Here is a 25,856-nt window from a genome sequence, read left to right as displayed (position 1 = left end):
CCCCTCAAGGTTCACCTCCATCACCTGCAAAGGCTCCCCCGCAGCAACCGCAACCGCAGCTCGCGTTCTCATCATAACAATGGCTCCTCACGTGTTCATTCTGCCCGTCTCAGAGAACGGTCATAGGCTGTGTTGTCAAGCAAAAGCCAAGGCACTGCTCAACCTCAGGCGGGAGGCGGGGCCAGAGAGCCGCGGTGAATGAATTCCGTGTTCAGTTCCACGCTATCAACCTCGGGCGCGCCACTGAGGCGATCCAACAACACGCGGGCCGCCACGCGCCCCATTTCGATCTGGGGCACACGGACCGTCGCAAGCGGCGGCGTCACCACGGACGCCAGCCCGATATCATCGAACCCCACCAGCGAGACGCGGCCGGGCACATCAACACTCAGATCGCGCGCACGCATCAACGCACCCGCGGCCAGCACGTCATTCCCGCATATGATCGCTGTGGGCGCGGGGTTGGTGCGCATGATTTCCGCGAATGCTTCGGCACCATATTCAATGCGGTATTTTGCTTCCATCACCTGCAATAACTGGGCCCCCTGCCCGAAATCCGCGATTGCCGCCTGAACACCGTCGTACCGATCCTGCGCCCGGTCGTTGCCTTGGCGCAGACCACAGATCATCGAAATACGCCTGTGCCCTTCCGCCAGTATCCGCGAGGTCGCATCATAGGCGGCCTGCCGGTTGTCAAAGCCGACAAAAGTGCGCGCCGGGTCCTGCCTGAAACACCACGACAGCACATGCGGCACGCCGCGTTTTTTCAGAAAATCCTGCGTCGCCTGCGGACGCGCGCTGCCGATCAGGAGCAAGCCATCAGCACCATGCCCGACCAGCGCTTTGATCTGGCGCAACTCATGTTCGGGGTCATACCCGGTGCTCGCCACCAGCAGATTGACACCAGCCTCCGAAAGCACTTCCTGGAACGCCTGTACGCCGCTGGCAAACATCGCATTTGCCATGCTGGGGATGATCGCGCCCACGGTGTTCGTGCGGCTGAGCGCCAATACCCGCCCGCCAAAATGCGGTGTGTAGCCCAGCGCATCAATTGCCGCTTCAATCTTCTCGCGCGTGGGTTTTGAAACCTTGTCAGGATCGTTGAGCGCCCGCGAAATACTCGCGGTGGAAACGCCCGCCATGCGCGCGACATCTTCGAGAGTTGGAGCGGTGCTCTTGTTCATCTGCAAAATATATCGCCCCTTTGGCTCAAAGGCTCGTGCTTTCTTTAAGGCCAGTTTTCGCATGGCAATCCCCGCAGATCGTAAGCGCTTGCAAGAATCAATGTAAGCGCTTACACGACTTTAACGACCCCCATTTTCTGAATCGAATCCGTGGTCAGTTTCCAAACCTGATAGGGAATGACAATGCACAACACAGACTGCCAATTTTGGTCACACCGGCTGCCTTGCTTTCGGTGTTTTGCAAAGGCTGCTGCGGGCGCTTTCTGGCACGCGCGCTTTTTGCCAGGTGCAATTCGTGCCTGACCTGCGGACCGATCTTGAAACCTTCTGCAAATGAGGTCCGCATGACCGATTTCCAGTTCCGCATCACGAAGGTCACCGGATTGGGTGCGGGCACAATCGTACCGCCGCTTGGCCTGAACCGCGTTGTGATAACTGGTCTTACAGACACATCGCTTCTGAAGATTGCCAGCCGGGCCGTCCCGTTTGTAATCTTCTTATCACTGACTGTGCTGATGATTGCCGATGTAACGACTGTTTCACCACTTCTTCCAGACGACATCTATGAATAGGAACCTCTTCAATGGCTCGTGAGTACCTCAAAAAAGCTGCCAAAACGGCGATGACAGACGCCGGTGACGTGCGTGAAACCGTGCAAAACATCCTCAACGACATTGAGGCCGGCGGCGATGCTGCCGCGCTGAAATACGCTGAAAAATTCGATAATTACCAAGGCAGCATTATCCTCAACGAGGAGGAAATCGCAGCCGCCTCGGTCTTGGTGTCGCAAAAGCTCAAAGACGATATCGCCTTTGCCCATGACAATGTGCGCAGGTTTGCCGAGACCCAGAAATCGACCATGAGCGACGTAGAACTTGAAGTGGTTCCAGGCCTGATCGCAGGGCAAAAAGCGATCCCCTGTCGCGCTGCGGGATGCTACGTGCCGGGGGGACGCTACAGCCACATCGCCAGCGCCATCATGACCGTGACCACCGCCAAGGTGGCCGGATGCCAGCATATCACCGCCTGCTCACCGCCTCGCCCCGGCGTCGGGATCAACCCCGCCATCATCTACGCCGCCAATCTCTGCGGCGCGGATAATATCCTGTCGATGGGCGGCGTGCAGGGCGTTGCGGCCATGACCTTTGGTCTCTTTGGCCTGCCCAAGGCAGATATTCTCGTCGGCCCCGGCAACCAATTCGTGGCCGAGGCCAAGCGCATCCTCTTTGGCCGCGTCGGCATCGACATGATCGCGGGGCCTACCGACAGCCTGATCCTCGCCGACAAGGACGCCGATCCCTTCATCGCGGCCACGGACCTCGTAGGTCAAGCGGAGCATGGCTATAATTCGCCAGTCTGGTTGGTGACGGACAGCCGCGCGCTGGCTGAAAAAGTGATGGAAATCGTACCGGGGCTGATCGCAGATTTGCCGGAACTGAACCGCGCCAATGCCGAAGCCGCCTGGCGCGACTATGCCGAAGTCATTGTTTGCGCGGACCGCGAAGAAATGGCCGCCTGCTCAGACGACTATGCCCCCGAACACCTGACCGTGCAGGCCGCGGATCTGCCCTGGTGGCTGGAGCGGCTGCAGTGCTACGGCTCACTGTTTCTCGGCGAAGAAACCACCGTGGCCTTCGGCGACAAGGCATCCGGCACCAACCACGTGCTGCCCACCTCGCAATCGGCGAAATATACCGGTGGCCTGTCGGTGCATAAATACATGAAAATCGTCACCTGGCAGCGCGCAACGCGCGAGGGGTCGAAACCGATTGCCGAGGCCACCGCGCGCATCTCCCGTCTTGAGGGCATGGAGGGTCACGCACGCTCAGCAGATGCGCGGCTGCACAAATACTTCCCGAAAGAGAACTTTGACCTTTCCGCCAATGATTGACGTGACATGAACCAGCTCTTTGATGTGACGGGTAAAACCGTTTGCGTGACCGGTGCCAGCAGTGGCCTTGGTCGGCAGGCCGCGAGCCTGCTGGCCCGGGCCGGGGCTCGCGTCATCGGGCTGGCGCGGCGCGCCGACGCCCTGGCGGCCTGGCGCGAAAACACGCCCGGCGAGACGGCGAGCCTGACGGCGGACCTCTCCGACCGCGACAGCTTGCAGGACATCGCACGCGACGCGGCGCAACCCTTCGGGGCCATCGATATTCTGATCAATGCCGCGGGGATCAATACCCGTCAAAGCGCGGATGATGTGACCGATGCAGGCTGGGATGTGACGCTGAACCTCAACCTCGCGGCCCCGTTCTTTCTGGCGCAGGCCATGGTGCCCGCGATGAAGAAAAACGGTTGGGGTCGGATCGTCAACTTTGCGTCGCTTCAGTCGCGCCGTGCTTTTCCCGGCGGCATCAGCTACGGTGCTTCCAAGGGGGGTGTTGAGCAGATGACGCGCGCCATGGCCGAGGCCTGGTCACGGGATGGCATTACCGCCAACGCACTGGCGCCGGGGTTTTTCCGCACCGAGCTGACGGGGCCGGTTTTTGCCGATCCGGTGCTGGCGCAACGCAATGCCGATCAAACCTGCATTGGCCGCAATGGCGAACCTGTCGACCTGGATGGCCCGCTGATGTTCTTCTGCTCTGGCGCCTCGGCCTATGTGACCGGGCAAACCCTGTTTGTGGATGGAGGCTTCACCGCCAAATGAAGGCATTGATCTACACCGACGTCGAGGTCTTGACCTACATGGACCGCCCGATGCCTGAACCACAGGATGGCGAGGCGCTGGTGCGCATCATGTCCTCCGGCATCTGCGGCTCCGATATGCATGCTTACCTGGGACATGACGCTCGCCGCCCCGCCCCGCTGACGCTTGGTCACGAGGCCGCAGGCGTGATCGTGGGCGGGCCTGAGGATGGGCGCCGCGTGACAATCAACCCGCTGGTGGCCTGCCAGACCTGTGACTTCTGCAGGACGTTGCGCGAAAACCTCTGCCCCAATCGCCAGATCATCTCGATGATGCCGCGCGAAGGGGCCTTTGCGGATTATGTCGCAATGCCAGTGCGCAATCTGGTCACGGTGCCCGATCACGTGACCCTGTCTCAGGCCGCGCTTGCCGAACCCATTGCCTGCGGCTGGCACGCGGTACGGCTAGGCCGTGCCGTTCTGGGGGGGGATCTGTCGGGCATGCGCTGTGCCGTCATCGGTGGCGGTGCCATTGGCGTTGGTGCCGCCTTATCGCTTTATGCACAGGGTGCGCGCGACATCACAGTGATCGAGCCCAATGCGGTGCGGCGTGAACGGCTTGCCGATGTTGCCGGTTTTGACACCTGCGCCCCGGGGGGTGATGGCATGCCCGCAGATGGCAGCGTCGACATGGTGATCGATGGCGTGGGCTATGCCGCGACGCGGGAAACCTGCAGCGCTTTGGCGCGCGCGGGCGGCGTGATCGCGCATATCGGTCTGGGCGAAGCCACCGGGGGATTGGATGTCCGACGCATGACGCTGCAGGAGATCACCTTCATCGGCACCTACACCTATACCGCCGCAGATTTCGAGGCGACGGCAGCGGCCATCTTTGATGGCAATCTCGGGGCCCTCGATTGGGTGGAAGAGCGCCCGCTTTCCGAAGGCCACCGCGCCTTCAAGGACATTCGGGCAGGCTTGGTTGCAGCGCCCAAGATCATTCTCACACCGGATCACACGACCGCCGGACCCTAGGCCAGATCAGCCGGGGCCGCGCAGACAGGAAAGGACCTGACATGCACAAGAAAATCATCGTTTCACTCGCTCTGGATCACGGTATCAGCGCAGAAGCGCTGGCCATGGCGCGCCACCTGCGCGGTGAAGACGGCGAGATCATCGCGGTTCACGTTTATGAAACCCCACCCGGCATGGCGAATGCCTATTTGCCTGAAGACGCTGTTAAAAACGCCTTTCAGACCGCAAAAACCAAGCTGGAAGAAAAAGTCGCCGAAGCGGGCGATGTGGATGCCGTTATTCTGCAAGGGCACCCGGGTCGCGCCATCGTCGACTATGCCACAGAAATCGATGCGGATTGCATCATCATGGGCTCCCACAAGCCTGGTCTGAGCGACTACTTCCTGGGCTCAACGTCATCCCGGGTCGTGCGTCACGCGCCATGTTCAGTTTATGTGATGCGTTAAATACCACCTGTAAAATACTGAATTATAATACTTTCACCACAAGGAGTGCCTAGGTGTCCATCAATACCAGAATCGTGGATGACTTCGTTGCCAATGGCATCGAATTTGTCACCACAGTGCCATGCAAACAGCTGGCTGGCGTCATCGATGAAATCGAGGCGCGCGAGGAGATTTACCATATCCCCTCCAACAAGGAAGACGAGGGCATGGGGCTCTGCGCCGGGGCATTCATGGGGGGCAAGCGGCCTGCGATCATCATGCAGAACACCGCCATCGGCGTGACCATCAACACGCTGGCGACCCTGACCCAATTCTACCGCATGCCGTTGCCGATGCTGATTTCCTACCGGGGGGAGCTGCGCGAACCCGTGGCCTGTCAGGTGGAAATGGCCGTTCACACCAAGGCGCTGCTGCAACAGATGCTGATCCCCACCTACCACTTCCACAAGGAGTCGGATGCGGAGGAGTTGGACGCGATCCTGAAATACACCTTTATGTGCAACAAACCTGTGGCGATCCTTACGGATGCGTCTTTCTGGGGAGGCTACGGCGACCAATGATCCGTTCTGAAATCCTGCGCGACATCGCGCCAATCCTGCGTGACCACCTGGTTGTCTGTAACATCGGCCTGCCCAGCCAAGAGCTGCATATGATCGACGATCAGCCGACGAACTTTTACATGCTCGGCACCATGGGACTGTCGTCCTCCATCGGTCTGGGCGTGGCTCTGGCACAAGACAAAACCGTCATTTCCATCGACGGGGACGGCTCCGTTCTGACCAACCTCGGCACCCTGCCGACGATCGCGAATAACGTGGCCGACAACTACATCCTGCTGATCATCGACAATGGTAGCTATGGATCCACGGGAGACCAGCCCACCTATGCGGGCAAGAAAACCAAGCTGGAGAATGTCGCTTCAGCCTGTGGCTGCGAGAATGTCGTGACCTGCGACGCGAAAGACACTGGTAAAGCCTTGCAAGCGGCCATCGACAGTAAAAAGATGACCGTGATTGTCAGCAAATGCGAGAGCGGCAATATCAAGCTGCCGGTTATCACGATGGACCCCGTTGTGATCCGCGACCGCTTCATGAAGTCCGTTCAGGCCTGAGGTTTTGGGCGCAAGCGCCATCCATTCCTACAGCGACGCCCGGCGCCTCGCGCGTCGGCGTCTGCCATGGATGGTCTTCGATTATATCGACGGGGCCGCCGGCGAAGGCGTTGCAGAAGCGCGCAACCTGGCGGCCCTGCGCGAGATCGAATTGCAGCCACGGGTATTGGTCAATGTCAAAGATCGCGATTTGACGGTGCCGGTCTTCGATCATGCCGGGCACGTCCCTTTCGGGATCAGCCCGATGGGCATGTGCAATCTGTCAGGCCCCGGTGCCGATCTGATGTTCGCGCGGATGGCCGCAAAACACCAGGTCCCGCATGGCGTGTCGACCGTGGCGTCGACCACCATGGAGGAGATCATAGAGGAAGCCAACGGACACGCGTGGTTTCAGCTCTATTTCAGCGGTGATGGCAGCGGCACAAAGAAACTGGTGGAGCGCGCCAAGGCTGCGGGTTACCGCACGCTGGTCATGACCCTGGACGTGCCCGAGGTCGGACGTCGCCCGCGCGAGCTACGCCGCGGGTTCAAGATGCCATTCCGGATTGGTCCGATGCAGTTCGTTGACTTTGCGCTGCATCCGCGCTGGTCCATTTCAAGCCTGCTGGCGGGCGCACCGGATCTGGCGAATTTCAAGAAAGACGGCTTTGATTTTGACCGAACAGAAAGCCGTGCGCTGGCGGATTGGGATTTTCTCAAGCAGTTACGCGACAGTTGGGATGGCAATCTCGTGGCCAAAGGCGTGACCGATGTTGAAGACGCCAAGCGTTTGAAAGCCGAAGGGGTCGATGCCATTCAAGTGTCCAGCCACGGAGGGCGCCAGTTAGATGCTGCACCCCCACCGATCCTTGCCTTGGCCCGTATTCGCGCCGCGTTGGGCGCAGATTACCCGTTGTTCTACGATACCGGTCTGCGCTCTGGCGAGGATGTGGTCAAAGCCTACGCGATGGGTGCCAGCTTTGTATTTTTCGGGCGCGCCTTACAATTTGCCATTGCGGCAGGTGGCGAAGCGGGTTTGGCACAATATTGGCAGCTCATCACCGAAGAGATCAGCCTGACACTGGCACAGATGGGGCAAGTCGCCCTGCCCCGAAACGGAATTCTGTAGCGCCTGAGCTTATCGTGCGATGATGTTCGCGACACGCATCGCAATTGCACGGCTTGCCTTCTGAGAAGGGTGAATCCGATCCCCCGAATGGTACGACCGGTCACCGTAGGGCACGAGATCCTGCAGCGATACAAAATGCACGCCAGGGTCCGCCTTGGCCATCCGCGAAATACGGCTTTCCAACTCATTTCCCTCTTCACGGCAATGCTCGATGATCGAGCCCACACCTGGGCTGCGCAGATAGCCTACATAAATCACCTGCGCGCCGGTTTGCCGCATTTTTTTGACCATGCGGGCAATCTCACCGCTGCTGCCGTCTGCGCTGATCATGCGGTTCATCTTGCTGTCGCAGCGTGAGCATCCACAACCAAGCCAAAGGTCATTGCCGCCACCGTTAAGAACGACCCAGTCCCAATTTCCAGGTGCGTATTGCTTGGAAATGCTGAGACCCATCGCACCCGTAATTGGCAGGTGGTAGAGCACCCGTGCACCAACGACGGAGCGGTCAATGACCGGTTCGTTCAGGATTTGCTCGATGTTGTCCGAAATACCGCGATCATTGCCTGCATGCCAGGCCATCATGGAATCGCCCATCGCCAGAATGCGAGGAGACTGATCGTGTGGCACATATTCCCCACATCCAACCAGCACGAACATCAAAGCGTACAGTTTAAACAGCAAAAATCTCATTTTTACATCACCCACAGTGTTACCAACAAACATTCGAGCCGTCCGAATGTCCCCCAAGCCTCAAAATAAGGAAGCTCCCTTCAAAACTCGTTAACGCGCCGCAGATTCCTTCGGAAACCGCGCGTTGGGCAGGTGAAAATTACACGCAAGGCTTTGATTTCATTTTACTTTGAAGACCTGTGAGGTTCACAAAACCGACATCCGCACGGCAGTGTGATGGCAGCAATGGAAGCAATGGAAGCAATGGAAGCAATGGAAGCATTCAACTTGATGCACCGACCGACGCCAGACCCCGTCAAAACGCCCAAACCGCCAATTCAGGAAAATCAATTCATCTGGCTGGGCGAAACACCAAAGCGGGATTTGTAGTCGGCCGAAAAACGACCCAGATGGGAAAAACCATTGGCAAACGCGACACTCATAACACTGGGCTTGTCGCGCTGAACGGTCAGTTGGTAATGCGCCGCATCCAATCGCGCGTTTTTCAACACCCGCATCGGGGTCTGCCCCAAAACCCGTTGGAACCCTTTTTGCAGCGTTCGCACATTCATGCCCGCGTTTTGCGCGATGTCGTTCAACGTGATCGGCTCGGCCAGATTGGCATGAATAAATTCCACCGCAGCCCGGATCCCTTTTGGCATCGCCCGCCCGTCTGAGCGCTCGATAATATGCGAAATGTTGCTGCGTTGAAGCGTCAGGAGCGCAAGTGCCAGGTCATATTCCACGCGCATTTCCACGCCGCCGATGCCATTTGCAAGCAGTTGCCCGTGTTCGACGGCCCGGGCGCAGGACAAGAGCATGTGCTTGATCTGCGCCCCACCCGGTTTTGTCAGATCGACCTCCGCATCAAAGCGGATCGGCCCCGGCAAAGCTGTGCCAACAAGCCCGCGCGCGACCTCCGTCAAGTGCCGCTTGTCGATCTGCAAAATCAACTTTCGGCAATCAGCGCGCCAATCCATGTGGGTTTCACGATCCGGGTTGAGGATCGTTGCGGTGTTACGCGTGGCACAAACCTCCGATCCGCGGTGACGGACCCGTGCCCGCCCCGACAGCGGAATCTGCAGAAGGTAAAACGACCCCAACATGCCCGGATCAATGGTCACATCCGCGCCGTATTGCAGATAGTTGATCGATACATGACGGCCTGCGGCGTGGTTGTGATGCACATTCAGGGACGCGTTACGGGGCTGCGCCACCTCCAGCCGGTGATCGCAGAATTTTTGCGCCACCCGGTGGCGCGCCTCCTCCAGATCGCCGGTCCGCATGAGCGGGTGGTTGGGCAAATACTCCTGCCCAGCCGTCTGTGCGGTGTCTGTCATGGTTCCTCGCATTAAGGTTAGCAGCCTAGAGAGACGCCAATTTATTTCAAGCCTAAAGCATCTCCACCCAACAAAGGTTCGTTTTTTGGACAATCGAATCGCGCATTTCGACGCAAACTACCCGGATAATCCAAGAACGGGGAGATTCGGGTGATGGACAAAGGTGTGACCAAGGCCGCCGAGGGGCTTGAGGGACATAAATGGAATGTTGTGGGGCAAACCTATGTGCCCAAGCTGCTTAGCCATGACGCATTTGTCTGGCACGCGACGCTGCCCGCCGACACATTTGTGCCGCCGCATATTCACCCGACGCAGGACGAATGGATTGTCGTTCTGGAAGGCGCGCTCGACATCGAATTCCTCGGTGATCTTCATACTGCCGGTCCGGGCGATACCGTGCGCATGCCCAAAGGTGTCGCGCATGGTATCTTCAACCGCTCCGGCGCGGAGGCGAAATGCGTGTTTGGCGTCGCCCCGGCGCGCAAGCTCTTTGACCTCTTCATCCAACTCGACGGCGTGACAGATCCCGGCGAACTGGTGCGATTATCGGCCTTGCATGAGGTGGATTTCCTGCCGCCCCCGGACGCCGCGTGAAGGGGGAGGTCAAATGATGCCCGTCAGGAAAAAGGTCGCCGTGATCGGCGGCGGGGTCAGTGGTTTGGCCGCAGCCAAGGTATTTGACGCACAAGGCCACCGCGTCTTCGGGTTCGAACGCAGCCACGATTTTGGCGGGGTCTGGGAAGTGTCACGGTCCTACCCGGACGTGCAAACCCAATCGCCAAAGGATCTTTATTGCTACACCGATCATCCCATGCCTGAAAGCTATCCGGAATGGCCAAAGGGGCCGCAGGTGCACGCCTATCTGCATTCCTATGCCGCCAAGCATAAAATCGCCCGATTGTTTCGGCTGAACACCCGCATCCAGACCATGGCGCGACGGGCGGACGGGCAGCCCGGTTGGACGCTGACCATCGAGGCCGCTGGCAAGACATGGACCGAAGACTTTGATTTCGTATCTGTCTGCACCGGCCAGTTTTCGGAAAAGAACATCATCACCCACCCCGGTCAGGACGCCTTTGTCGCCCGTGGCGGTCAGGTGCTGCATTCCTCCGAATACACCGACCCGGGGCTGGTCGCGGGCAAGGATGTGGTTGTGCTGGGCGGGTCGAAATCCGCCACGGATATTGCAGTCAATGCCGTCAACAGCGGCGCGAAATCCGTCCGGCTGGTGTATTTGGAGAACGTCTGGCGGGTGCCCTATTACGTCGGCGGAATCAATTTCAAGAACCTGCTCTACATGCGCGCGCAGGAACAGCAATTCAATCAATGGGGCAAGAGCCCGCTGCAGCGGGTGATTGCCGCGGCTCTCAAACCGCTGGTCTGGGCCAATTTTCGCGGGCTGGAGACGCTGCTGAAACTGCAACTGGGGCTGAAAAAGCATAATATGGTCCCCAAGACCCCGATTGAGAAAGAGGTGTCCTGCTCTGTGCCGATTGTGACGCCGGGGCTGTTTGAGTGTTTGAACGCGGGGACCATCGTGCCCACCCTCGGCACCTTTGAAAGCTACGAGGACGCCGGTCTGAAGCTCAGCACCGGCGATGTGGTGCCCTGCGACATCGCTATCCTGGCCGTGGGCTGGAAACTCGGTGTGCCATATCTGCCGCAGGCGTATCAGGACAAGCTGATCGAGGCGGATGGCCAGTACCGGGTCTACCGCCTGGCCGTGAACCCCGATCTGCCGGACATGGGGTTTGTCGGGTTCAATTCCAGTTTTTGCACCGTGCTCTCAGCGGAAATGATCGCCAATTGGCTTGTGCGCTATGCGGACGGGCAATTGGCGCGGCAGCCCACGCCACAGGAGATGAATGAGAACATCGACATGATGCTGAATTGGAAACGCTCCGAGCGACCGGCGGCCCGGATCTATGGCGGTCTGTGTTCAGCGCCCTTTCATTTCAAGCATTTCGATGAGTTGCTGGCAGACATGGGCGCCACCCGGAGAAAGCGCGCCAACCCACTGGCGGAGCAATTCTCCTATCCGAATGCGGCGGCCTACGGCAGTTTTCTCGCCTCCACGCCGCAATACGAGGTGACCTGACCCAACACCCAAAACCCGAGAACACCCCAAAAGGAGAATACCATGGCCCGCGTCAAAATCTGGTCAACCGATCAAACCGACGACCCCATTATTCAGGAAATCTTTGCCTGGGTGACCGAGATGGAAGGCGATGTGCCAAACCATTTCAATGTGGAGATGAACTTCCCCGAATACCTCAAGGCAAAGCTGGGATCGACCAAAGTGCTGTGGCAGATGGGAGAGCTATCCTTGCCGGAAATCCAGCACGTGGGCATTCTGGTCTCCAAGGCGAACAAATGCCCCTATTGCACCGCCGCCTTTTGCACCATTCTGAACTACGGATTGGGCACCGAGGATGATTACGTGCGCGACCTCGCAGCGCAGGGGATCGATGTGGTGAATCCGGGGCGCCTGCGCACGATCCTGGAATTTGCACTCAAATCCAATCACAGTGGCGCGGATGTCACGGAGGCCGACATTGATGGGTTGCGTGCTGTTGGGCTGACCGACAAGGGAATCGTGCAACTGGTTCACCTGGTCAGCGACTTTGGCTCTTACAACCGCTTAAATCTGGCTCTGCAAACGGATTACGACTATCAGGACAAATGGCGCGAAGCCGCCTTCAACTGGAAGAACGACGGAAGCGCGCCAGCGGGAGACAATACCCGCGGCGTCCGGGTGCAAGCCTGAATTTTCGAACAAGGAGGACAAAATGAAAGATCTTGAAAAAGGCATTACCGAAAACGGCGTGGGCTATGCTGAAACCACATGGAATATCCTGGGCCAGACCTATTACCCCAAAGCCATATGCGAGAGCACCTTTGCCTTTGAAACCAATTCGGCGCCGGGCGATTTCGTGCCCGTACACATTCATCCGGGCCAGGATGAATTCATTCTGGTGCAGGAAGGCGAGCTTGACCTGAAGCTCGACGGCGTGTGGAGCAAGGCCCGCGAGGGCGACATTGTGCGTATGCCGCGCGGCATCCCGCACGGGTATTTCAACAAGTCGGACAAGCCCTGTCGCGCGCTCTTCTGGGTGTCCCCGATGGGCAAATTGAAAGACCTTTTCGAGGAATTGCACGACCTCACGGATGTGGAGAAAGTGGTGAAAATCTCGGCTGACCATGACGTGGACTTCCTGCCGCCTGAGGCCAACGACTGAGGTCGCTGCTTCAGGGGCATGCAAGTTGTCGATGCGGGTCGGGAGATCCGCCCTGCCCGCATTTCATCGCTCTGCGCCCAAATCACGCGCTCCATCTGCCATCGCATCAAATCTTGCGCTTTTTCGCTCGAAAGAGGATGTTCCCCCCATAGTGCAGGGAGAAGAGACATGACATTTCTGAAATCCATCAGCGTGATTGCCGCCACGGCCATTGCAATTGGCACGGCGGCCACCGCTGAAACGCGGGTCACCTACAAATCGGCCAAGGCCGGATCCTCCTATTACCAGATGGCCGTCCAACTGGCCGAAGCCATGAAAGCCGGAACGGGCGGCGATGTTTCGGTCACTGTGGAGGAAAGCCAGGGGTCGGTTCAGAACGTAATGGAGGTTCGGGCGCGCGGGGGCGATTACGTCTTCACCACCCCGCCCGCACTGATCGGACTGGCGCAGGACGGCAAGGCAATGTTCGAGGGCAAATCCGATCCGTCCTTCGGCGAGATCCGGGCGCTTTTCCCGATCCCCTCCCTGACCATGCATTTTGTCATGTCCGAGGCCAGCGGTGTGAAAAGCTTTGCCGATATGGAAGGCAAAACCATCCTGTTGGGCAGCGGTTCGTTTGGCGCGCGGGAGGGGGCGAAATATCTGGGGCTCTTTGGTCTGGAGGATAAAGTCACGCTGGCGGATTCCGAACTGTCCAACGCTGTGAACGCCCTGAAAAACGGCCAGATCGACGGGTTCGTCACCGCAGGGTCCTACCCTGCCCCGAATGTCATCGAGGCCGCCGCCTCAACGGGTGTGACCGTGATGTCGCTTGATGCTGATCAGATCGCCCTGACCAAACGCACCCGGCTGACAATCCCGGCAGGCACCTACGCGGGGCAGTCGCAGGACATCACCACAACCTCGCTGCCGGTGGTGGCCTATACAACGGCCAAAATGGACGAGGATACCGCCTATCTGCTGACCAAAACCTATTGGGAAAACAAGGCTGATATGGCCGGTGACGCCGCCTGGTGGGCCGGTGTGTCGGTTGATATGCTCAGCAACATCACCAGCCAGATCCACCCCGGTGCCATTCGCTATTACAAAGAGGTCGGTGCAACCTTAAGCGACGCGCATATGTAACTGACCCGCCATGTCCCGCCCAAGGGGCATGGCGCCCAAAGGCGAGCGGCAATGCAATTTCTCAAGGCGCGTCACTGCTGGATCGTTCTTGGCGCGCTCACCTGCGTCTTTCATATCGGTTTGATCTTTTACGGTCTGGTGCCGAACCTTGTGGCGCGGCCCTTGCATATGGCGCTGATCCTGCCGTGGGTTTTTGTCTTTGGGGCAAAGACGCGCTTTTCCACCTTCACCGGCAGTGTGATCGCGGCAATTGGGGTTGCCGGGTGCGTCTGGATCGCCGTCAACCATCAGATGCTGCGCAACCAATATGGTTTTCTTGAGGATGGGTTTCAGGTCACGCTGGCAATGGTTTTGCTGCTGATCGTGATGGAAGGTGCGCGCCGGATGATCGGCTGGCCCCTGCCACTGGTGGCGCTGGCCGCGCTGCTCTATGGGCTCTACGGGCAACACATCCCCGGCGAATTTGGCCATGCTGGCACGCCGCTGCGCAGTTTTCTGGGCACGCTTGTGGTTGCCGAAGGCGGCATCTGGGGCAGCCTGACAGGCGTTTCCGTTGGCGTGGTCGCCATCTTCGTGATTTTTGGCGCGGTGCTGAACGCGGGCGAGGCAGGCCAGGGCTTCATGAATGTCGCCTCCGCCGCGGCTGGACGGCTGGTGGGTGGCGCGGCCAAGGTGTCGGTTCTGTCCTCAGCGCTTTTTGGCTCCATCTCCGGATCTGCCTCGGCCAATGTCGCCTCCACCGGGGCCATCACGCTGCCTGCCATGACCAAACTGGGATACCCCAAACGGCTGGCCGCCGCAGTGGAGGCTGTGGCCTCTTCCGGGGGACAGATCATGCCGCCGCTCATGGGGGCTGGCGCCTTCGTCATGGTGGAGCTCACCGGGGTGCCTTACGCGCAGATCATGCTCGCCGCGCTGCTGCCAGCGATCCTATACTTCCTTGCGGTCTGGATGGGCATCAACGCCTATGCGCAGCGGTTTGAACTCAAGGCTGTGCCCGCAGATCAACGCCCGACGCGGCGCGCGGTTCTGATCACATCCGCTTTCTTCATGGTGCCTTTCTCCGTGCTGCTGCTGGCCATGTTTGCCTCCGGCTTTACCCCGCAATATGCCGCAGCCCTCGCGATTTTCGCGGCCATTGCCGCCCTGTTTTTCGATGCAACACCCCGCAGCAACTTCTCACAGGGGTTTGCCCGGCTGGGCGATGCCATGCTGACAGCGGGCAAGCAGGTTGCGATGATCGCGGCCATCATCCTTTGCGCCTCCATCATCATCGGCGTTCTGGGCATCACGGGTTTGGGCGTCAAGATCACCTCTGTCATCCTGTCAGGCTCCGGCGGGACGCTCTGGCCTGCGCTGCTGCTCACGGCCCTCGCCTGCCTGCTCCTGGGCATGGAAGTCCCCACAACCGCGGCCTATGTCATTTGCGTTTCCGTGGCCGGGCCCGCGCTGATCGAACTGGGGCTGGAGCCGTTGCAAGCCCATCTCTTCGTCTTCTGGTTCGCGCTGCTCTCGACGATCACGCCGCCGGTCTGCGGCGCGGTCTTCATCGCGGCTGGCATGATTGGCGAAAACTGGTTGCGCGTCGCAGTGACCGCCATGGCCCTCGGCCTCGGCCTCTACATCATCCCGCTCAGCATGATCGCCAACCCAAGTCTCATCCGGCTTGGACAGGAACCGCTGTGGGCACTGACCGCATTTTTGCATGTGGGGTTTGGCCTGTCGTGCCTGTCTTACGCGCTGATCGGCAAGGGATCGGCCCTGCTCCGTCTGGTACTGATCGGTCTGGGGTCTGCAACTACGTTCGCGGGTCTCTTTGCAAACTAGGATTTGCAAATATTCCATCGGAAAATCGGGGCGAAAGCCTGCGTCTGACGCGCTGTAAAACGGTACAATCCAAGTGCCTCACCTTTTCACTGCATCCGTTTCTGCGGCGGTCGGAAAGTGTTCTGACCGCACCGGTCGGCTGACCTTGAGAGATGCTGCGGCATTCGCCCATTTGACCGCATCAATCTCCCGTCGTCCCCGCGCCAGAGCCAGCGTGAAAGCCCCGTGCCAGACGTCCCCGGCCCCCAGCGTGTTTTGCACATTGGCGGGCACGGCAGGCGCTTCGATCTTCATGCGCCCATCGTGACACAAGACCGAGGACGCACCGCGCGTCACCGCACACCAGGTGCCCAGACGCAGGGCCGCTGCCTTGAGCGCCAGTGCGTCGCAGGCGCCGATATAATCCGTCAAACCCTGTTCTGAGAAGATGATATGCGTGGCCAGCCCCAGGGCCTCAGAGGCAATTTTGACCGGGGCTTCGGCATCGACAACACCCGGCTTGCCTGCCCGTTGGGCCGCCTCCAGAATACGCAATGCCCCATCCGGCCACCGGGTATCGACAAGGGCGGCGTCAAAACCAAAAGGCTCCGGCAGATTGATGTCAAAGGCGGAGAAAGCCTGGTCTCGGTGGTTGACGATTGTCCGATCGCCATTGGGTGTCAGCAGCACCGTGGAGCTAGGCGTGCGCACCCCCGGCAAGACCAGCACATGAGTGCTATCTATCTGACGTTCATCCATTTTCTTGCGCAGAAAGGTGCCAAACTCATCCCGTCCAACCGCACCCGCAAGGCAGACATCCGCGCCCAGACCCGCAATCGCAGAGGCGGCGTTCATGGCCCCGCCGCCGGGGATCAAATGCGCCGTCGATGCGCGGTTTTTGGTACCCGCCGTAGGGTATTGCGCGACCTCGAAAACCAGATCTACCGCGATCAACCCCGCACAAATAATCCTCGGCATTCCGGTCGCTTCCTTCGTCATCTTGCCCTGGGGCGTGCTAGACTGATCTGTGACATGTTAGATTGACAGTCAGCGTGTGGCCAGCAACAATTCCAACGAGTCGGCCTAAACGATATGTCGAAGAACGGGGGATACGATCAAGCATTTTGGGATCTCAGCCGCACTGCTGACGCCGTTTCAGGCAAACGGCAGCATTGATACCCCGCTTTTATGCGCGCATGCCAATGAATTGCTGGCGCAGGGGGTGCAGGGTGTGACCCTTTTCGGCACCACCGGCGAAGGGGCCTCGATCGGAGAGCAGGAAAGGTCAGCCACCATTACCGCCGCGATCACAAGCGGCATTGAGAGCGCCCGAATGACCGTGGGTCTCTGTGGCACCGCCGTAGATGATATCGTCAGACAGATCCGGCAAAGCGTCGACCTTGGGATCACGGATTTCCTGCTTTTGCCGCCCTTCTACTTCAAGGATGTGGCAGAGGATGCTTTACGTGATTGGCACATGCGCCTGTTTGAAGGGGCCGACCCGCGTGCCAGGTTCATTCTCTATCACATACCGCAAATCACCCATGTGCCGCTGTCCCGCGATCTGGTGATGCGATTGCGCCAACACGCCCCGGACAAGGTCATCGCGATCAAGGACAGCTCTGGCGTTTGGGACAACACCCGTGCACTGATCGACAGCGGCGATATTCCGGTTCTGGTCGGCGACGAACGATTGCTGCACAAAGCTGCGGCTCTTGGCGCGGCGGGCTCGATCTGCGGGATGGCCAACCTCTACCCGGACCGCGTGCGCGCAGTGTTCGACACACATAAAGAGGATAAAAAACTGTCTTCGGAGGTGGATTTGATCGTCTCCGAACCCGTCATCCCCGCCCTGAAACTGGCGATGGCGCAGAGCAGCGGCAACGCTGCCTGGGAATACATCCGTCCGCCCCTGCAAGCCCTGACCGGCACCGCCCGCACAAAGATCCTGACGGCCTATCCCGGAGAGGTTTTCGCATGAGTGCCTCGCCCGATCTGCGCCTGCGGGATCACGCCTACTCCAATTTCACGCAAAAGCTGCTGGCGCGCGACATCAGCCCCGGACAGATCGTGTCGCAACGCGAGCTGGTTGCGCTCACCGGCATGCCGCTGGGCGCCATTCGCGAGATGATCCCGCGGTTGGAGGCGGACGGGCTGATCAAAACAGTCCCCAAACGCGGCCTTCAGGTCCTGTCCATTGATCTTGACCTGGTGCGCAACGCGTTCCAGCTGCGCCACATCATCGAAGGGGAAGCCATCGCAGTGTTTTGCAAGGCCGCGACAACCGAGGAGATCGACCGGCTGACGGCACAGCACCGGGATATTCGTAAAGAGGCCATCGCCCATGTGTCACCGGATGTATTGCAGCGCGCCCAGCAAATCGACTGGGCCTTTCACGACCGGATCATCGACGCGATGGGCAATCCGATCATCTCGGACATTCACCGGGTGAACGCCATAAAAATCAGGCTTATTCGCAATTCCGACACGCGGATGCTGCCGGAATTGGTGGTGCCGGTTCTGGACGAGCATCTGGCCATTTGCGCCGCGCTGAGCGCCCGTGATGTCCCCGCGGCGGTGGCGGCCATCCACACACATATTGAAAGCGCCCGTCGGCGCGCCTTGGGATTACAGGAAGACTTTCGATGAGGCGTCAGCCTTGCGGAAAAGCAAGCGGTCCAAAACCGCATTCAAAACGGAGGAGACTTTAACATGATGAATTTGACACGGCGCACCCTGATGGCGCTCACCGCCGCGACACTGGCATTGCCCGCCTACGCGGCTGATCAGATCACGCTACGCATGTCCACGCCGGCATCCGAAACCGATCAGCGGTCCGTCGCGCTGGCCGAAGTTTTCGCGCCTGCCGTTGCTGAGTTCGCGACCTATGAGCCGCATTATAACGGATCACTGATCGCACAATCCTCGGAATTGGAGGCGATTGCGTCCGGCGATCTGGAAATGTCGATTGCCTCGGCGCAGGAGCTGGCGCAGTTCTTCCCCGAATTCTCGATCTTCGCCACTGGATATGTGCATCAGGATGCGGCGCATCAGGTGGCCGTGTTCAACGATCCGCTGATGGAGCCGTTCAAGCAAAAGGCCGAGGATGAGTTGGGCGTGAAGCTGCTGGCGGTCATGTATCTGGGCCGCCGTCATGTGAACCTGCGCCAGACCAAGGATGAGCTGACGGTCATGACCCCCGCCGATCTGGCCGGGGTGAACCTGCGGATGCCCGGCACGGATGCCTGGCAGTTTCTGGGTAAGGCTCTCGGGGCAAACCCGACACCGATGTCGTTTACCGAGGTCTACACCGCGCTGCAGACCGGATCGGTTGACGGACAGGACAACCCCCTGCCCACCGTTGTGGATGCCAAATTCTACGAGGTCACCAACCAGATCGCCCTGACCTCGCATTTGGTCGATCTGAACTATGTGGCCTTTTCCAAATCGGTCTGGGACGGTCTCACACCTGAACAACAGGCAACGGTTCAGGCGGCCGCCGAAGCGGCTGCAGAAAGCGGACGGATGAAGCAGTTGGAGAAGGAAGCCAATCTGGTGTCCTTCCTGAAAGAACAGGGGCTTTCGGTCTATGAACCGGATCTCAAAGCCTTCCGTGAGCATGTGCAGGGGCAATACGCGGGATCCGAGCTCGCCGCGAGCTGGCCCGACGGTGTGCTGGACAAGATCAACGCCCTTGGCAACTGATCAGGCAGGGTGGAGGGCGCGTTTTGCGCCCTTCGCCCTGTGATCTGCTCGACATCCGCTGAAGATCACAGGCCCGCGCGGAAACATCCATGAAACCCATCACATCCGCCCTCAGTCACTTTGCGCAGGCCGTGGCCGCCTTGATGATGGCGCTTATGTTTCTGACGTTCATCGTGCAGATTACCGTACGCTATTCCGCCCGTCTGGCATGGCTGCCAGCCCAGTTTCCGTTTCTGGATCCGTCACTTTACGGCTGGACGCTGGAGTTTTGCCTGCTGCTCTGGGTCTGGCTGATCTTCTGGGGCAACGCCTTTGTGGTGCGCGAACGCGATCACGTGACGTTTGATATCCTGTTCCTTTCGGTCCGACCCGCTGTGCGACGCTGGTTCATCATCATTTCCGGGCTGGCAATTTCTATCGGGCTGGTGGCCTCCATCGAACCCACCTGGTCAAAATTCTACATTCTGCGCCTTAAGAAGACCGCGACCCTCTCCAGCGTCTTCGGCGACTGGATCCGGATGCGCGACATCTATGCGATTTACATCTTCTTTCTGATCGCCGTTTCCCTGCGCTACGGGTGGTCGGTGTATCGTGCGATCCGATACGGCGTTGCAGACATCGAGGCTGACGCCGTCGGAGATGCCGATAGATGAGTGCCGAATTCCTCGTCTGCATCGGCTTGCTGTTCTTTCTGGCCGGGATCGGCGCGCCCATTGCCTATGCCATTCTGATCGCCTCTCTGGGGTACCTCACCATTTCCGGCCAAGGCATTGGCATTGCCGGCAAAGTCCTGATGGACGGGCTTTATCAGAGCTTCATCCTGCTAGCGGTACCGCTCTTCATTGTGGCTGCCAACATCATGAATGCGGGCACCATCAGCGACCGATTGCTGGGGTTCTGTGTCGCGCTGGTCGGACGGTTCCGCGGCGGGCTTGGGCATGTCAATGTGGTGGCCTCCCTGATCTTTTCAGGCATGTCGGGATCGGCGGTGGCGGATGCTGCAGGGATTGGCAAGATCATCATCGGGATGATGACCAAGAGCGGCCATTACACCCGTGGCTATGCCGCCGCCATGACCGCCGCCTCCGCCACCATCGGCCCCATTATTCCGCCCTCGATCCCCATGGTGCTCTATGCGCTGGTTTCGAACTCCTCCATCGGTTATCTGTTTCTGGGCGGCATCATCCCGGGGCTGATGATGGGGCTGGTGCTGATGGCGATGAACACTTTCCTGTCGCACCGGCGCGGGTTTGCGCTGGAAGAGCCTGTACCCCTTTCGCAACTGCCCGGACGCACGGTAAACGCCTTCCCCGCCCTGCTGATGCCCGCCATTCTGCTCTACGGCATCTACGGTGGGGTCACGACACCCACCGAAGCCGCCGCCGTGGCCGCTTTCTATGCCCTGCTGCTGGCGGCGCTCTTCTACCGTGCGCTCAGCTTTCACGCCCTCTATGGTATCCTGGTGGAAAGCGCGCGGTCCTCGGCGGCCGTGGGTTTGGTCATCGGCGGCGCGCTGATCCTCAATTTCGTTGTGGCCTCGGAAAACATCCCCAGCCTGCTGGCGGCACGATTGGTCGGGCTCGACATCGACCCGCTGCTGTTTCTGCTGGGGGTGAACCTCCTCCTGCTGCTGCTGGGCTGTGTGCTGGATGCCACAACCATCATCCTGGTCATCATTCCGCTCTTCTTGCCGACCTGTCGGGAGCTGGGCATCGATCTTGTGCATTTCGGTGTTGTCGCCGTGGTCAATTGCATGATCGGCTTGATCACCCCGCCCTATGGCATTCTGCTCTTTGTGCTGAACGCGGTCACACGCATCCCGCTGTCCGAAATCATCCGCGAAATCTGGCCCTTTCTGATCGCCCTGCTTCTCGCGCTGATGAGCCTGGTGATCTGGCCCGACCTGGTGCTCTGGCTGCCGCGGCAATTCGGCTACGCAGGTTAAACAGTGGGGCAGACCATCGCGACGGCGATGGCTAGCCGGGTGCACTGAGGCAAATGAACACTCATTCCGGAAAACCTGAGGGTGTTTTCAATGACACTATGGTTCCACCGGTGTGTTTCGGGCATTGTCTGCGGAGCCTTGGAGCAGCAAAATAGCAGCACGTTGACCATTCTTGCCATCCACAGAAAACAAGGGCGCGATGACGAACTTTATCCTGCGAAACCCTGACGTCGTTTTTATCCACATCCCCAAAACCGGCGGTACCTCTGTGCGAAAAGCTTTGAATGGCGGCATTGTACAACGGTACTTTGGCCACATTCCCGACCGGTATGATGGTCTCTTCCGGTTCACCATCATCCGCGACCCAAGAGAACGCTTTCTCTCTGCGTTTCGCATGTTCAAATACGGCAACATGCTCGAAGGGGATTACTATGCTCAACCGCGCTGGCCCGATCTGACGATAACGACGGCGCTGGATGTCATCGAAGACCCCTGGATTGGATATGACCGCAGTCAAAGGTGCCTGCCCTGGAACCTTAAACACCATATGCTGCCCCAAACGCATCCATTCCATTGCCTTTCGGCGGCCAATTTCGTGTTGCGGTTCGAAGATCTGGAGAGTGATTTTGCGCGCTTATGCGCACAGCTGGAAACGTCGGCAGAGCTGCCTAAACTACGTGAATCGTTGAGGCATGAGAGCTCAGAAGAGGTATGGACCGCGGCAGATGAGGATCGGTTTCAAGAGATTTTCCGAAATGACTATCAAGAACTGGGGTACGCGCCGGAAGGTGCACAAAAAGTAGACCAGCCTTTAGGCAACAGTTTTGCTGAACCCAGCACATCCGAGCCATCGGTTTTTGGACTTTGGCCTACATATTTTTCTGATCGCAAGGTTTTTTTAGATGCGCCTCAGGAGGCTCTGCCCAGTGAGGACTGCGCGCTGGAACCCTTTGTCGATGAGATCATTCCCGGCAAACCAAGCGAAAGCTGGGCTGGCAGATCCAGCGAATTCATGGAGCATTTCCGCCAGCTTCAACCAGAGTTCTGCGGCGCGTCGCGACTATCCCATCTGCTTGCCTGTACCATCGTCGTCCTGCGCAGAGACCCTGAATGCAAGAACGCGGTGACGCTCTTTTGGCGCATTCTGGATGAACAATTTGCCGCGATCCAATCTGAGCTTTCGCTCCGCTGGCTTGTGTCGGTATCCGACACCATTGCAGATTACGGGCGCACGGACACCGAGCGCGCAGTCGGGCTGAATGCGAGCATCCTGGCCAACACCACTAAACTGCACGAAAGCGAGCTCACCGTCTACTATCCCGAACGGCCATGGCCCCCGAAGAAACGGGTGGCGTCAGGTGGGGCGCTTTTCGACGGAATGCGCACGTTTTGGACAGAAAAAGGCGATATGATCGAAAACATGTTTGAGCGATCCGGCCACGTCGCCGACCTGTCACCAACCGCAGGGAAAGTCTTGACGGAAGTGATTGAACGGCTCAGGAGAGGGCCAACCGTTTATAGAAGGTTCGCCCGGATTTTTGGCAAACCTCAGGTACCCTTGCTGGAAGAGGACACCAAAAAGAGAATGCACCGCATGATGAGAAGGAAACTCTGATGGACGCGCGCAAATAAATGGTAGGCGCCTACAGTCACAGTTTTATTCTCGGGCCCCATACACCACTGTCGCTTCCCTTACAAAGGCTGCTGGCGCGGAACCCCGATCGGCTTTTGGAGGTGGGTGCTGAATTTCCGGCGGCAAAGATGCATCGCGAGGTGCTGAGCAGCATTTTGAAAAGTCCCGCCCATGAACTGGCCACGCCGGCAGCCTATCAATCCTATGTTGATACGGTTCTCGAATATGATGAAACCGAACGCGTGATCTACAACTACGATGCCTTTATCGGAAGCCGTAAAAACGCTTTGATGGACGGCTTCTTCTATCCGAGCATGGAGACCAAGATTGCGCTGCTGCGGCAATTGACGCTCGGACAGGAAATCGCGCTGTTTCTTTGTATCCGGCATTATACCGCATTTCTTGAAGTCGAATTGCAAAACAACGAACTATTTGGTGAACTTGTCACGTCTTATCCCGATCAAATCGACTTTTCCTGGACACATTTTATCTGGCGACTTCAGAAAGCATGGCCAGAGGCGTTGCTTGTGATATTGGATGCGGACACGCTACCGCAAAACTGGGCGCCAGTGGTTAGCCTGATCACGGGACATCCAGAAACACATCTCTTTCAAAACATCGGGAAGTATCCAGCCTCCTGCTTGGCCGACGCGGGGCGACGGCCCTATCTCAAATCCATGAAATCCAAAGCGCCCGACTCCATCACGGAATGGGCAGACAGGACCAGCGCGTTTTTTCAGGAGTTCGGCACTCAGGACGCTATCCTGAGAAAGGTGATCGCCAGTGCCTGGAAACCTGATCAGGTTCAACATTCCAAAGAGAAGTATGACGCGGATATGGTCGCGCTGCGCTCCCTGGAAAATGTGGTTCTGGCACGCGATCTGAATTGGGAGGCACAATGAACGCCGGACGCAAGCCGGAGATCGTCTGCATCGGTGCGCAAAAGGCCGGCACCTCGTGGCTGCATGTAACGCTGTCGGCGCGGTCCGACATCTGGGTACCTCCGTTCAAGGAGCTGCATTTCTTTGACCATAAATTCGTGCAGGAATGTCGCCGCTGGACACCGTGGCACGTCAAAAAGGGTTTAAAAGAAGCACGTGCACGTCACCTTGCCAAAACGGTACCGCCCAATGAGGACTATCTCAACTATCTGAGCCGTTTGGAGGAACGCCCCATTCTGAACGGAACGTGGTACAAGTTCGTGTTTTCACGCGCCGCGCCGGATCAGATGTGTCTGGACGTGACGCCTGAATACTCCTGTATTCCAGACGCGGGGGTCGATTTTTTCAAACGCTTCCTGCCTGAAGCGAAACTGATCTACATCATCAGAAACCCGCTGGACCGGTTGACGTCACAGCTGCGTATGGCAGCACAGCGCAAGAAGGTCCCCCCAACCAGTCAGACCGACTGGAACGAATTGCTGGAGATGCCCGCACTGAAAACACGCGGGGACTACAAGGCAAACGTCACCCGCTGGGACGCTCGGTTTGCGCCCGATCAGTTGCTGTATCTGCCGTTTGGCAGGATCAGGAAAGACCCGCTTGGCGTTTTGCGGCAAATCGAGAGCCATTGCGGTCTGCCATCGCAAGACTACAAAACCGCGCATCAGCAAGTGCATCAAACGGCACCTTTGATCATTCCGGATTTTGTGATCGAGCAGTTGCAAAACGCCACTGCCGAACAAGATCAGTTCCTGCAGGACAGGTTTGGTGCCGAATTCTTTGAGGCGTCTTCTTGAGTGGATTGACACTTCGGCCAGCCAGTCCGTGACCTGCGCGACGCGGCGCAGAGAGCCGCCATGGCAGTGATGATCTAACGTTCGCCCTCTGCGTTGGTGTCAATCTGATCGCGCTCTATTGCCTGTTCAATCTCCGCCATCACTAGCTCGGGCAACGGGCCAAAGGCCAGCGCCCCCGCGATACCGGTGATCTGTTCCACCGTCCGTGCGCCGGGAATGGGAACATTCCGATCGTTTTTGGCCCACAGCCAGCAAATCGCCCCCTGCACCAGGCTGCGGCCATCGCTCATGAGCAATTCGCGCACCTTTTCGAGCTGGGTCAGGAACGCGGGATTGGCCTTTGCGCCCTCAAAATACCTGATCATAAGATTGTCCGTCGCCCGGATGTCATCCGCGGATACCGCATCGTTTTTGCCATACTTTCCTGACAAAAGCCCCATGGCCAGAGGGGAGCGGATCAAGGCCGTCAGATCATGACGGTCTGCCACTTGCTGCATGTCCGGCGCATCCACAAAGACGTTCATCGCGTGCTGCACCGCGGTGAAATGTTTCCGTTTGGCGAGCGCAGATGCGCTTTCCGCAAAATCAGTACTCCACCCGTATGATCGGATCTTGCCCGCAGCGCGGGCTTTTTCCATCTCGTCAAAGACAGCTTCTGCCCGGTCAACGGCCAGTCCATTTTGGTGCAAGAGCATCAGATCAATGCGATCCCGTTGCAGGCGCGACAAGCAGGCATCGATCGCAGGCAGCACCGTTTCCGGCTCAGCGTCCTCAAAGGACAATTGCTTGCTGGTTTCATCAATCGTGATCCCGATCTTTGTGACCAACATTGCATCAGGGCGGTCTTTGAGCGCGCGGGCCAGCAGCCGCTCCGCATGCCCTGCACCATAGGCAGCCGCAGTGTCAAAAAGCGTAATGCCCGCGTCCAAAGCGGCGTGAATCGTTCGTATGGATTCCGCATCGTCGGAATTTGCGTAGCCCAGCGGCTGATCACCCGTAAACATGGCTCCGCCAATGGGCCAACAGCCCATTCCCAAAGGGGCGATCTCCTGATCAAGAAAATTCATATGCTATCTCCTGCGCTCGTGTTCTCCCGCAGCCTGCACCTACCGCCCCTTCACATCCATGAAATCTATTGCAATGA

27 protein-coding genes are annotated in these 25,856 nt (G+C 58.5%); 22 read left to right on the top strand and 5 right to left on the bottom strand.

All coding sequences use genetic code 11. The features are described 5' to 3' along the window. Positions 1-164: 164 nt before the first annotated feature. Entirely contained in the window at positions 165-1,184 is a 1,020-nt protein-coding gene (locus tag Q1A63_RS14005; protein ID WP_298972593.1) for a LacI family DNA-binding transcriptional regulator, read from the bottom strand. Between the two features lie 35 nt (positions 1,185-1,219). On the opposite strand from Q1A63_RS14005, the gene Q1A63_RS25675 reads away from it, so the two are divergent. Genes Q1A63_RS25675 through Q1A63_RS13965 form a run of 8 tightly spaced genes read left to right on the top strand, consistent with a single transcriptional unit; the run spans position 1,220 to position 7,512 of the window. Further along, a complete protein-coding gene (locus Q1A63_RS25675) occupies positions 1,220-1,756 on the top strand; it encodes a TRAP transporter large permease subunit (protein WP_366524359.1) in 537 nt (178 codons plus the stop codon). Between the two features lie 11 nt (positions 1,757-1,767). Continuing rightward, entirely contained in the window at positions 1,768-3,075 is a 1,308-nt protein-coding gene (gene hisD / locus Q1A63_RS13995; protein WP_298972590.1) for a histidinol dehydrogenase, read from the top strand. 6 nt (positions 3,076-3,081) lie between these two features. Next, positions 3,082-3,834 carry an SDR family oxidoreductase gene (locus Q1A63_RS13990; RefSeq protein ID WP_298972588.1) on the top strand — a complete coding sequence of 251 codons (753 nt, stop codon included), beginning with the start codon at positions 3,082-3,084 and terminating at the stop codon, positions 3,832-3,834. Next, positions 3,831-4,847: an alcohol dehydrogenase catalytic domain-containing protein gene (locus Q1A63_RS13985; RefSeq protein WP_298972586.1), complete on the top strand. Its 1,017-nt coding sequence runs from the start codon at positions 3,831-3,833 to the stop codon at positions 4,845-4,847. Before Q1A63_RS13990 ends, Q1A63_RS13985 begins: the two co-directional genes overlap by 4 nt. A gap of 41 nt (positions 4,848-4,888) precedes the next feature. Next, positions 4,889-5,293: a universal stress protein gene (locus tag Q1A63_RS13980; RefSeq protein WP_298972584.1), complete on the top strand. Its 405-nt coding sequence runs from the start codon at positions 4,889-4,891 to the stop codon at positions 5,291-5,293. A gap of 53 nt (positions 5,294-5,346) precedes the next feature. Beyond that, a complete protein-coding gene (gene comD, locus Q1A63_RS13975; protein ID WP_298972582.1) occupies positions 5,347-5,853 on the top strand; it encodes a sulfopyruvate decarboxylase subunit alpha in 507 nt (168 codons plus the stop codon). Then, positions 5,850-6,404 (top strand): sulfopyruvate decarboxylase subunit beta, encoded by a 555-nt coding sequence (comE, locus tag Q1A63_RS13970; protein ID WP_298972580.1) that lies wholly within the window; start codon positions 5,850-5,852, stop codon positions 6,402-6,404. The genes comD and comE overlap by 4 nt, the downstream gene beginning before the upstream one ends. A 4-nt stretch (positions 6,405-6,408) precedes the next feature. Continuing rightward, positions 6,409-7,512: an alpha-hydroxy acid oxidase gene (locus Q1A63_RS13965; protein WP_298972578.1), complete on the top strand. Its 1,104-nt coding sequence runs from the start codon at positions 6,409-6,411 to the stop codon at positions 7,510-7,512. Positions 7,513-7,521: 9 nt separating this feature from the next. Here the strand turns inward: Q1A63_RS13965 and Q1A63_RS13960 are convergent, their stop codons facing one another. Together Q1A63_RS13960 and Q1A63_RS13955 are read right to left on the bottom strand one after the other, a co-directional pair. Then, a complete protein-coding gene (locus Q1A63_RS13960; RefSeq protein WP_298972575.1) occupies positions 7,522-8,202 on the bottom strand; it encodes an SGNH/GDSL hydrolase family protein in 681 nt (226 codons plus the stop codon). 326 nt (positions 8,203-8,528) lie between these two features. Continuing rightward, the gene (locus tag Q1A63_RS13955) at positions 8,529-9,521 is read right to left on the bottom strand and encodes an AraC family transcriptional regulator (RefSeq protein WP_298972573.1); all 993 of its coding nucleotides are present in this window, start codon (positions 9,519-9,521) and stop codon (positions 8,529-8,531) included. A gap of 153 nt (positions 9,522-9,674) precedes the next feature. Between Q1A63_RS13955 and Q1A63_RS13950 the strand changes: the two genes are divergently transcribed. The 6 genes from Q1A63_RS13950 (at position 9,675) to Q1A63_RS13925 (ending at position 15,712) form a co-directional block, all read left to right on the top strand. After that, positions 9,675-10,115: a cupin domain-containing protein gene (locus Q1A63_RS13950; protein ID WP_298972570.1), complete on the top strand. Its 441-nt coding sequence runs from the start codon at positions 9,675-9,677 to the stop codon at positions 10,113-10,115. A 16-nt stretch (positions 10,116-10,131) separates the two neighbouring features. Then, positions 10,132-11,619, top strand: coding sequence for an NAD(P)/FAD-dependent oxidoreductase (locus Q1A63_RS13945; RefSeq protein WP_299632097.1), 1,488 nt, complete (start codon positions 10,132-10,134; stop codon positions 11,617-11,619). Positions 11,620-11,661: 42 nt separating this feature from the next. Next, positions 11,662-12,288: a hypothetical protein gene (locus Q1A63_RS13940; protein ID WP_298972565.1), complete on the top strand. Its 627-nt coding sequence runs from the start codon at positions 11,662-11,664 to the stop codon at positions 12,286-12,288. A 22-nt stretch (positions 12,289-12,310) separates the two neighbouring features. Then, the gene (locus Q1A63_RS13935; RefSeq protein ID WP_298972564.1) at positions 12,311-12,760 is read left to right on the top strand and encodes a cupin domain-containing protein; all 450 of its coding nucleotides are present in this window, start codon (positions 12,311-12,313) and stop codon (positions 12,758-12,760) included. Between the two features lie 168 nt (positions 12,761-12,928). After that, positions 12,929-13,885, top strand: coding sequence for a TAXI family TRAP transporter solute-binding subunit (locus tag Q1A63_RS13930; protein ID WP_298972562.1), 957 nt, complete (start codon positions 12,929-12,931; stop codon positions 13,883-13,885). A gap of 51 nt (positions 13,886-13,936) precedes the next feature. Beyond that, complete coding sequence (locus Q1A63_RS13925) at positions 13,937-15,712, top strand: TRAP transporter fused permease subunit (RefSeq protein ID WP_298972560.1); 1,776 nt, start codon at positions 13,937-13,939, stop codon at positions 15,710-15,712. Between the two features lie 78 nt (positions 15,713-15,790). Here the strand turns inward: Q1A63_RS13925 and Q1A63_RS13920 are convergent, their stop codons facing one another. Next, positions 15,791-16,669 carry a PfkB family carbohydrate kinase gene (locus Q1A63_RS13920; protein WP_299632096.1) on the bottom strand — a complete coding sequence of 293 codons (879 nt, stop codon included), beginning with the start codon at positions 16,667-16,669 and terminating at the stop codon, positions 15,791-15,793. A gap of 112 nt (positions 16,670-16,781) precedes the next feature. Here Q1A63_RS13920 and Q1A63_RS13915 point away from each other — a divergent pair, with 112 nt between their 5' ends. From Q1A63_RS13915 to Q1A63_RS13880, 8 genes are all read left to right on the top strand, one after another. After that, the gene (locus Q1A63_RS13915; RefSeq protein WP_366524361.1) at positions 16,782-17,672 is read left to right on the top strand and encodes a dihydrodipicolinate synthase family protein; all 891 of its coding nucleotides are present in this window, start codon (positions 16,782-16,784) and stop codon (positions 17,670-17,672) included. Further along, positions 17,669-18,340 (top strand): GntR family transcriptional regulator, encoded by a 672-nt coding sequence (locus tag Q1A63_RS13910; protein ID WP_298972555.1) that lies wholly within the window; start codon positions 17,669-17,671, stop codon positions 18,338-18,340. The genes Q1A63_RS13915 and Q1A63_RS13910 overlap by 4 nt, the downstream gene beginning before the upstream one ends. A gap of 66 nt (positions 18,341-18,406) precedes the next feature. After that, positions 18,407-19,396, top strand: coding sequence for a TRAP transporter substrate-binding protein DctP (gene dctP, locus Q1A63_RS13905; protein ID WP_298972635.1), 990 nt, complete (start codon positions 18,407-18,409; stop codon positions 19,394-19,396). 89 nt (positions 19,397-19,485) lie between these two features. Next, positions 19,486-20,049, top strand: coding sequence for a TRAP transporter small permease subunit (locus tag Q1A63_RS13900; RefSeq protein ID WP_298972552.1), 564 nt, complete (start codon positions 19,486-19,488; stop codon positions 20,047-20,049). Beyond that, positions 20,046-21,341 (top strand): TRAP transporter large permease, encoded by a 1,296-nt coding sequence (locus Q1A63_RS13895; protein WP_298972550.1) that lies wholly within the window; start codon positions 20,046-20,048, stop codon positions 21,339-21,341. Before Q1A63_RS13900 ends, Q1A63_RS13895 begins: the two co-directional genes overlap by 4 nt. A gap of 199 nt (positions 21,342-21,540) precedes the next feature. After that, entirely contained in the window at positions 21,541-22,956 is a 1,416-nt protein-coding gene (locus tag Q1A63_RS13890) for a sulfotransferase family 2 domain-containing protein (RefSeq protein ID WP_298972549.1), read from the top strand. A gap of 17 nt (positions 22,957-22,973) precedes the next feature. After that, entirely contained in the window at positions 22,974-23,876 is a 903-nt protein-coding gene (locus Q1A63_RS13885) for a hypothetical protein (RefSeq protein ID WP_298972548.1), read from the top strand. Further along, complete coding sequence (locus Q1A63_RS13880; protein WP_298972547.1) at positions 23,873-24,712, top strand: sulfotransferase; 840 nt, start codon at positions 23,873-23,875, stop codon at positions 24,710-24,712. The genes Q1A63_RS13885 and Q1A63_RS13880 overlap by 4 nt, the downstream gene beginning before the upstream one ends. A 74-nt stretch (positions 24,713-24,786) precedes the next feature. On the opposite strand, the gene Q1A63_RS13875 is transcribed toward Q1A63_RS13880, so the two are convergent. Beyond that, complete coding sequence (locus Q1A63_RS13875; RefSeq protein ID WP_298972546.1) at positions 24,787-25,779, bottom strand: aldo/keto reductase; 993 nt, start codon at positions 25,777-25,779, stop codon at positions 24,787-24,789. Between the last annotated feature and the right edge of the window lie 77 nt (positions 25,780-25,856).

It is taken from the genome of uncultured Roseobacter sp. (genome assembly GCF_947499265.1).
GTDB lineage: Bacteria > Pseudomonadota > Alphaproteobacteria > Rhodobacterales > Rhodobacteraceae > Roseobacter.
Note: the sequence above shows the minus strand (reverse complement) of the source record. Positions and strands in the feature narration are given on the sequence as shown.

What these genes read in the sequence shown, in the direction of transcription:
- Q1A63_RS14005 (WP_298972593.1), bottom strand. Translation starts at nt 1,184, where the DNA reads ATGAACAAGAGCACCGCTCCAACTCTCGAAGATGTCGCGCGCATGGCG.
- hisD (WP_298972590.1), top strand. Translation starts at nt 1,768, where the DNA reads ATGGCTCGTGAGTACCTCAAAAAAGCTGCCAAAACGGCGATGACAGAC.
- Q1A63_RS13990 (WP_298972588.1), top strand. Translation starts at nt 3,082, where the DNA reads ATGAACCAGCTCTTTGATGTGACGGGTAAAACCGTTTGCGTGACCGGT.
- Q1A63_RS13985 (WP_298972586.1), top strand. Translation starts at nt 3,831, where the DNA reads ATGAAGGCATTGATCTACACCGACGTCGAGGTCTTGACCTACATGGAC.
- Q1A63_RS13980 (WP_298972584.1), top strand. Translation starts at nt 4,889, where the DNA reads ATGCACAAGAAAATCATCGTTTCACTCGCTCTGGATCACGGTATCAGC.
- comE (WP_298972580.1), top strand. Translation starts at nt 5,850, where the DNA reads ATGATCCGTTCTGAAATCCTGCGCGACATCGCGCCAATCCTGCGTGAC.
- Q1A63_RS13960 (WP_298972575.1), bottom strand. Translation starts at nt 8,202, where the DNA reads ATGAGATTTTTGCTGTTTAAACTGTACGCTTTGATGTTCGTGCTGGTT.
- Q1A63_RS13955 (WP_298972573.1), bottom strand. Translation starts at nt 9,521, where the DNA reads ATGACAGACACCGCACAGACGGCTGGGCAGGAGTATTTGCCCAACCAC.
- Q1A63_RS13950 (WP_298972570.1), top strand. Translation starts at nt 9,675, where the DNA reads ATGGACAAAGGTGTGACCAAGGCCGCCGAGGGGCTTGAGGGACATAAA.
- Q1A63_RS13945 (WP_299632097.1), top strand. Translation starts at nt 10,132, where the DNA reads ATGCCCGTCAGGAAAAAGGTCGCCGTGATCGGCGGCGGGGTCAGTGGT.
- Q1A63_RS13940 (WP_298972565.1), top strand. Translation starts at nt 11,662, where the DNA reads ATGGCCCGCGTCAAAATCTGGTCAACCGATCAAACCGACGACCCCATT.
- Q1A63_RS13935 (WP_298972564.1), top strand. Translation starts at nt 12,311, where the DNA reads ATGAAAGATCTTGAAAAAGGCATTACCGAAAACGGCGTGGGCTATGCT.
- Q1A63_RS13930 (WP_298972562.1), top strand. Translation starts at nt 12,929, where the DNA reads ATGACATTTCTGAAATCCATCAGCGTGATTGCCGCCACGGCCATTGCA.
- Q1A63_RS13925 (WP_298972560.1), top strand. Translation starts at nt 13,937, where the DNA reads ATGCAATTTCTCAAGGCGCGTCACTGCTGGATCGTTCTTGGCGCGCTC.
- Q1A63_RS13920 (WP_299632096.1), bottom strand. Translation starts at nt 16,669, where the DNA reads ATGCCGAGGATTATTTGTGCGGGGTTGATCGCGGTAGATCTGGTTTTC.
- Q1A63_RS13910 (WP_298972555.1), top strand. Translation starts at nt 17,669, where the DNA reads ATGAGTGCCTCGCCCGATCTGCGCCTGCGGGATCACGCCTACTCCAAT.
- dctP (WP_298972635.1), top strand. Translation starts at nt 18,407, where the DNA reads ATGAATTTGACACGGCGCACCCTGATGGCGCTCACCGCCGCGACACTG.
- Q1A63_RS13900 (WP_298972552.1), top strand. Translation starts at nt 19,486, where the DNA reads ATGAAACCCATCACATCCGCCCTCAGTCACTTTGCGCAGGCCGTGGCC.
- Q1A63_RS13895 (WP_298972550.1), top strand. Translation starts at nt 20,046, where the DNA reads ATGAGTGCCGAATTCCTCGTCTGCATCGGCTTGCTGTTCTTTCTGGCC.
- Q1A63_RS13890 (WP_298972549.1), top strand. Translation starts at nt 21,541, where the DNA reads ATGACGAACTTTATCCTGCGAAACCCTGACGTCGTTTTTATCCACATC.
- Q1A63_RS13885 (WP_298972548.1), top strand. Translation starts at nt 22,974, where the DNA reads ATGGTAGGCGCCTACAGTCACAGTTTTATTCTCGGGCCCCATACACCA.
- Q1A63_RS13880 (WP_298972547.1), top strand. Translation starts at nt 23,873, where the DNA reads ATGAACGCCGGACGCAAGCCGGAGATCGTCTGCATCGGTGCGCAAAAG.
- Q1A63_RS13875 (WP_298972546.1), bottom strand. Translation starts at nt 25,779, where the DNA reads ATGAATTTTCTTGATCAGGAGATCGCCCCTTTGGGAATGGGCTGTTGG.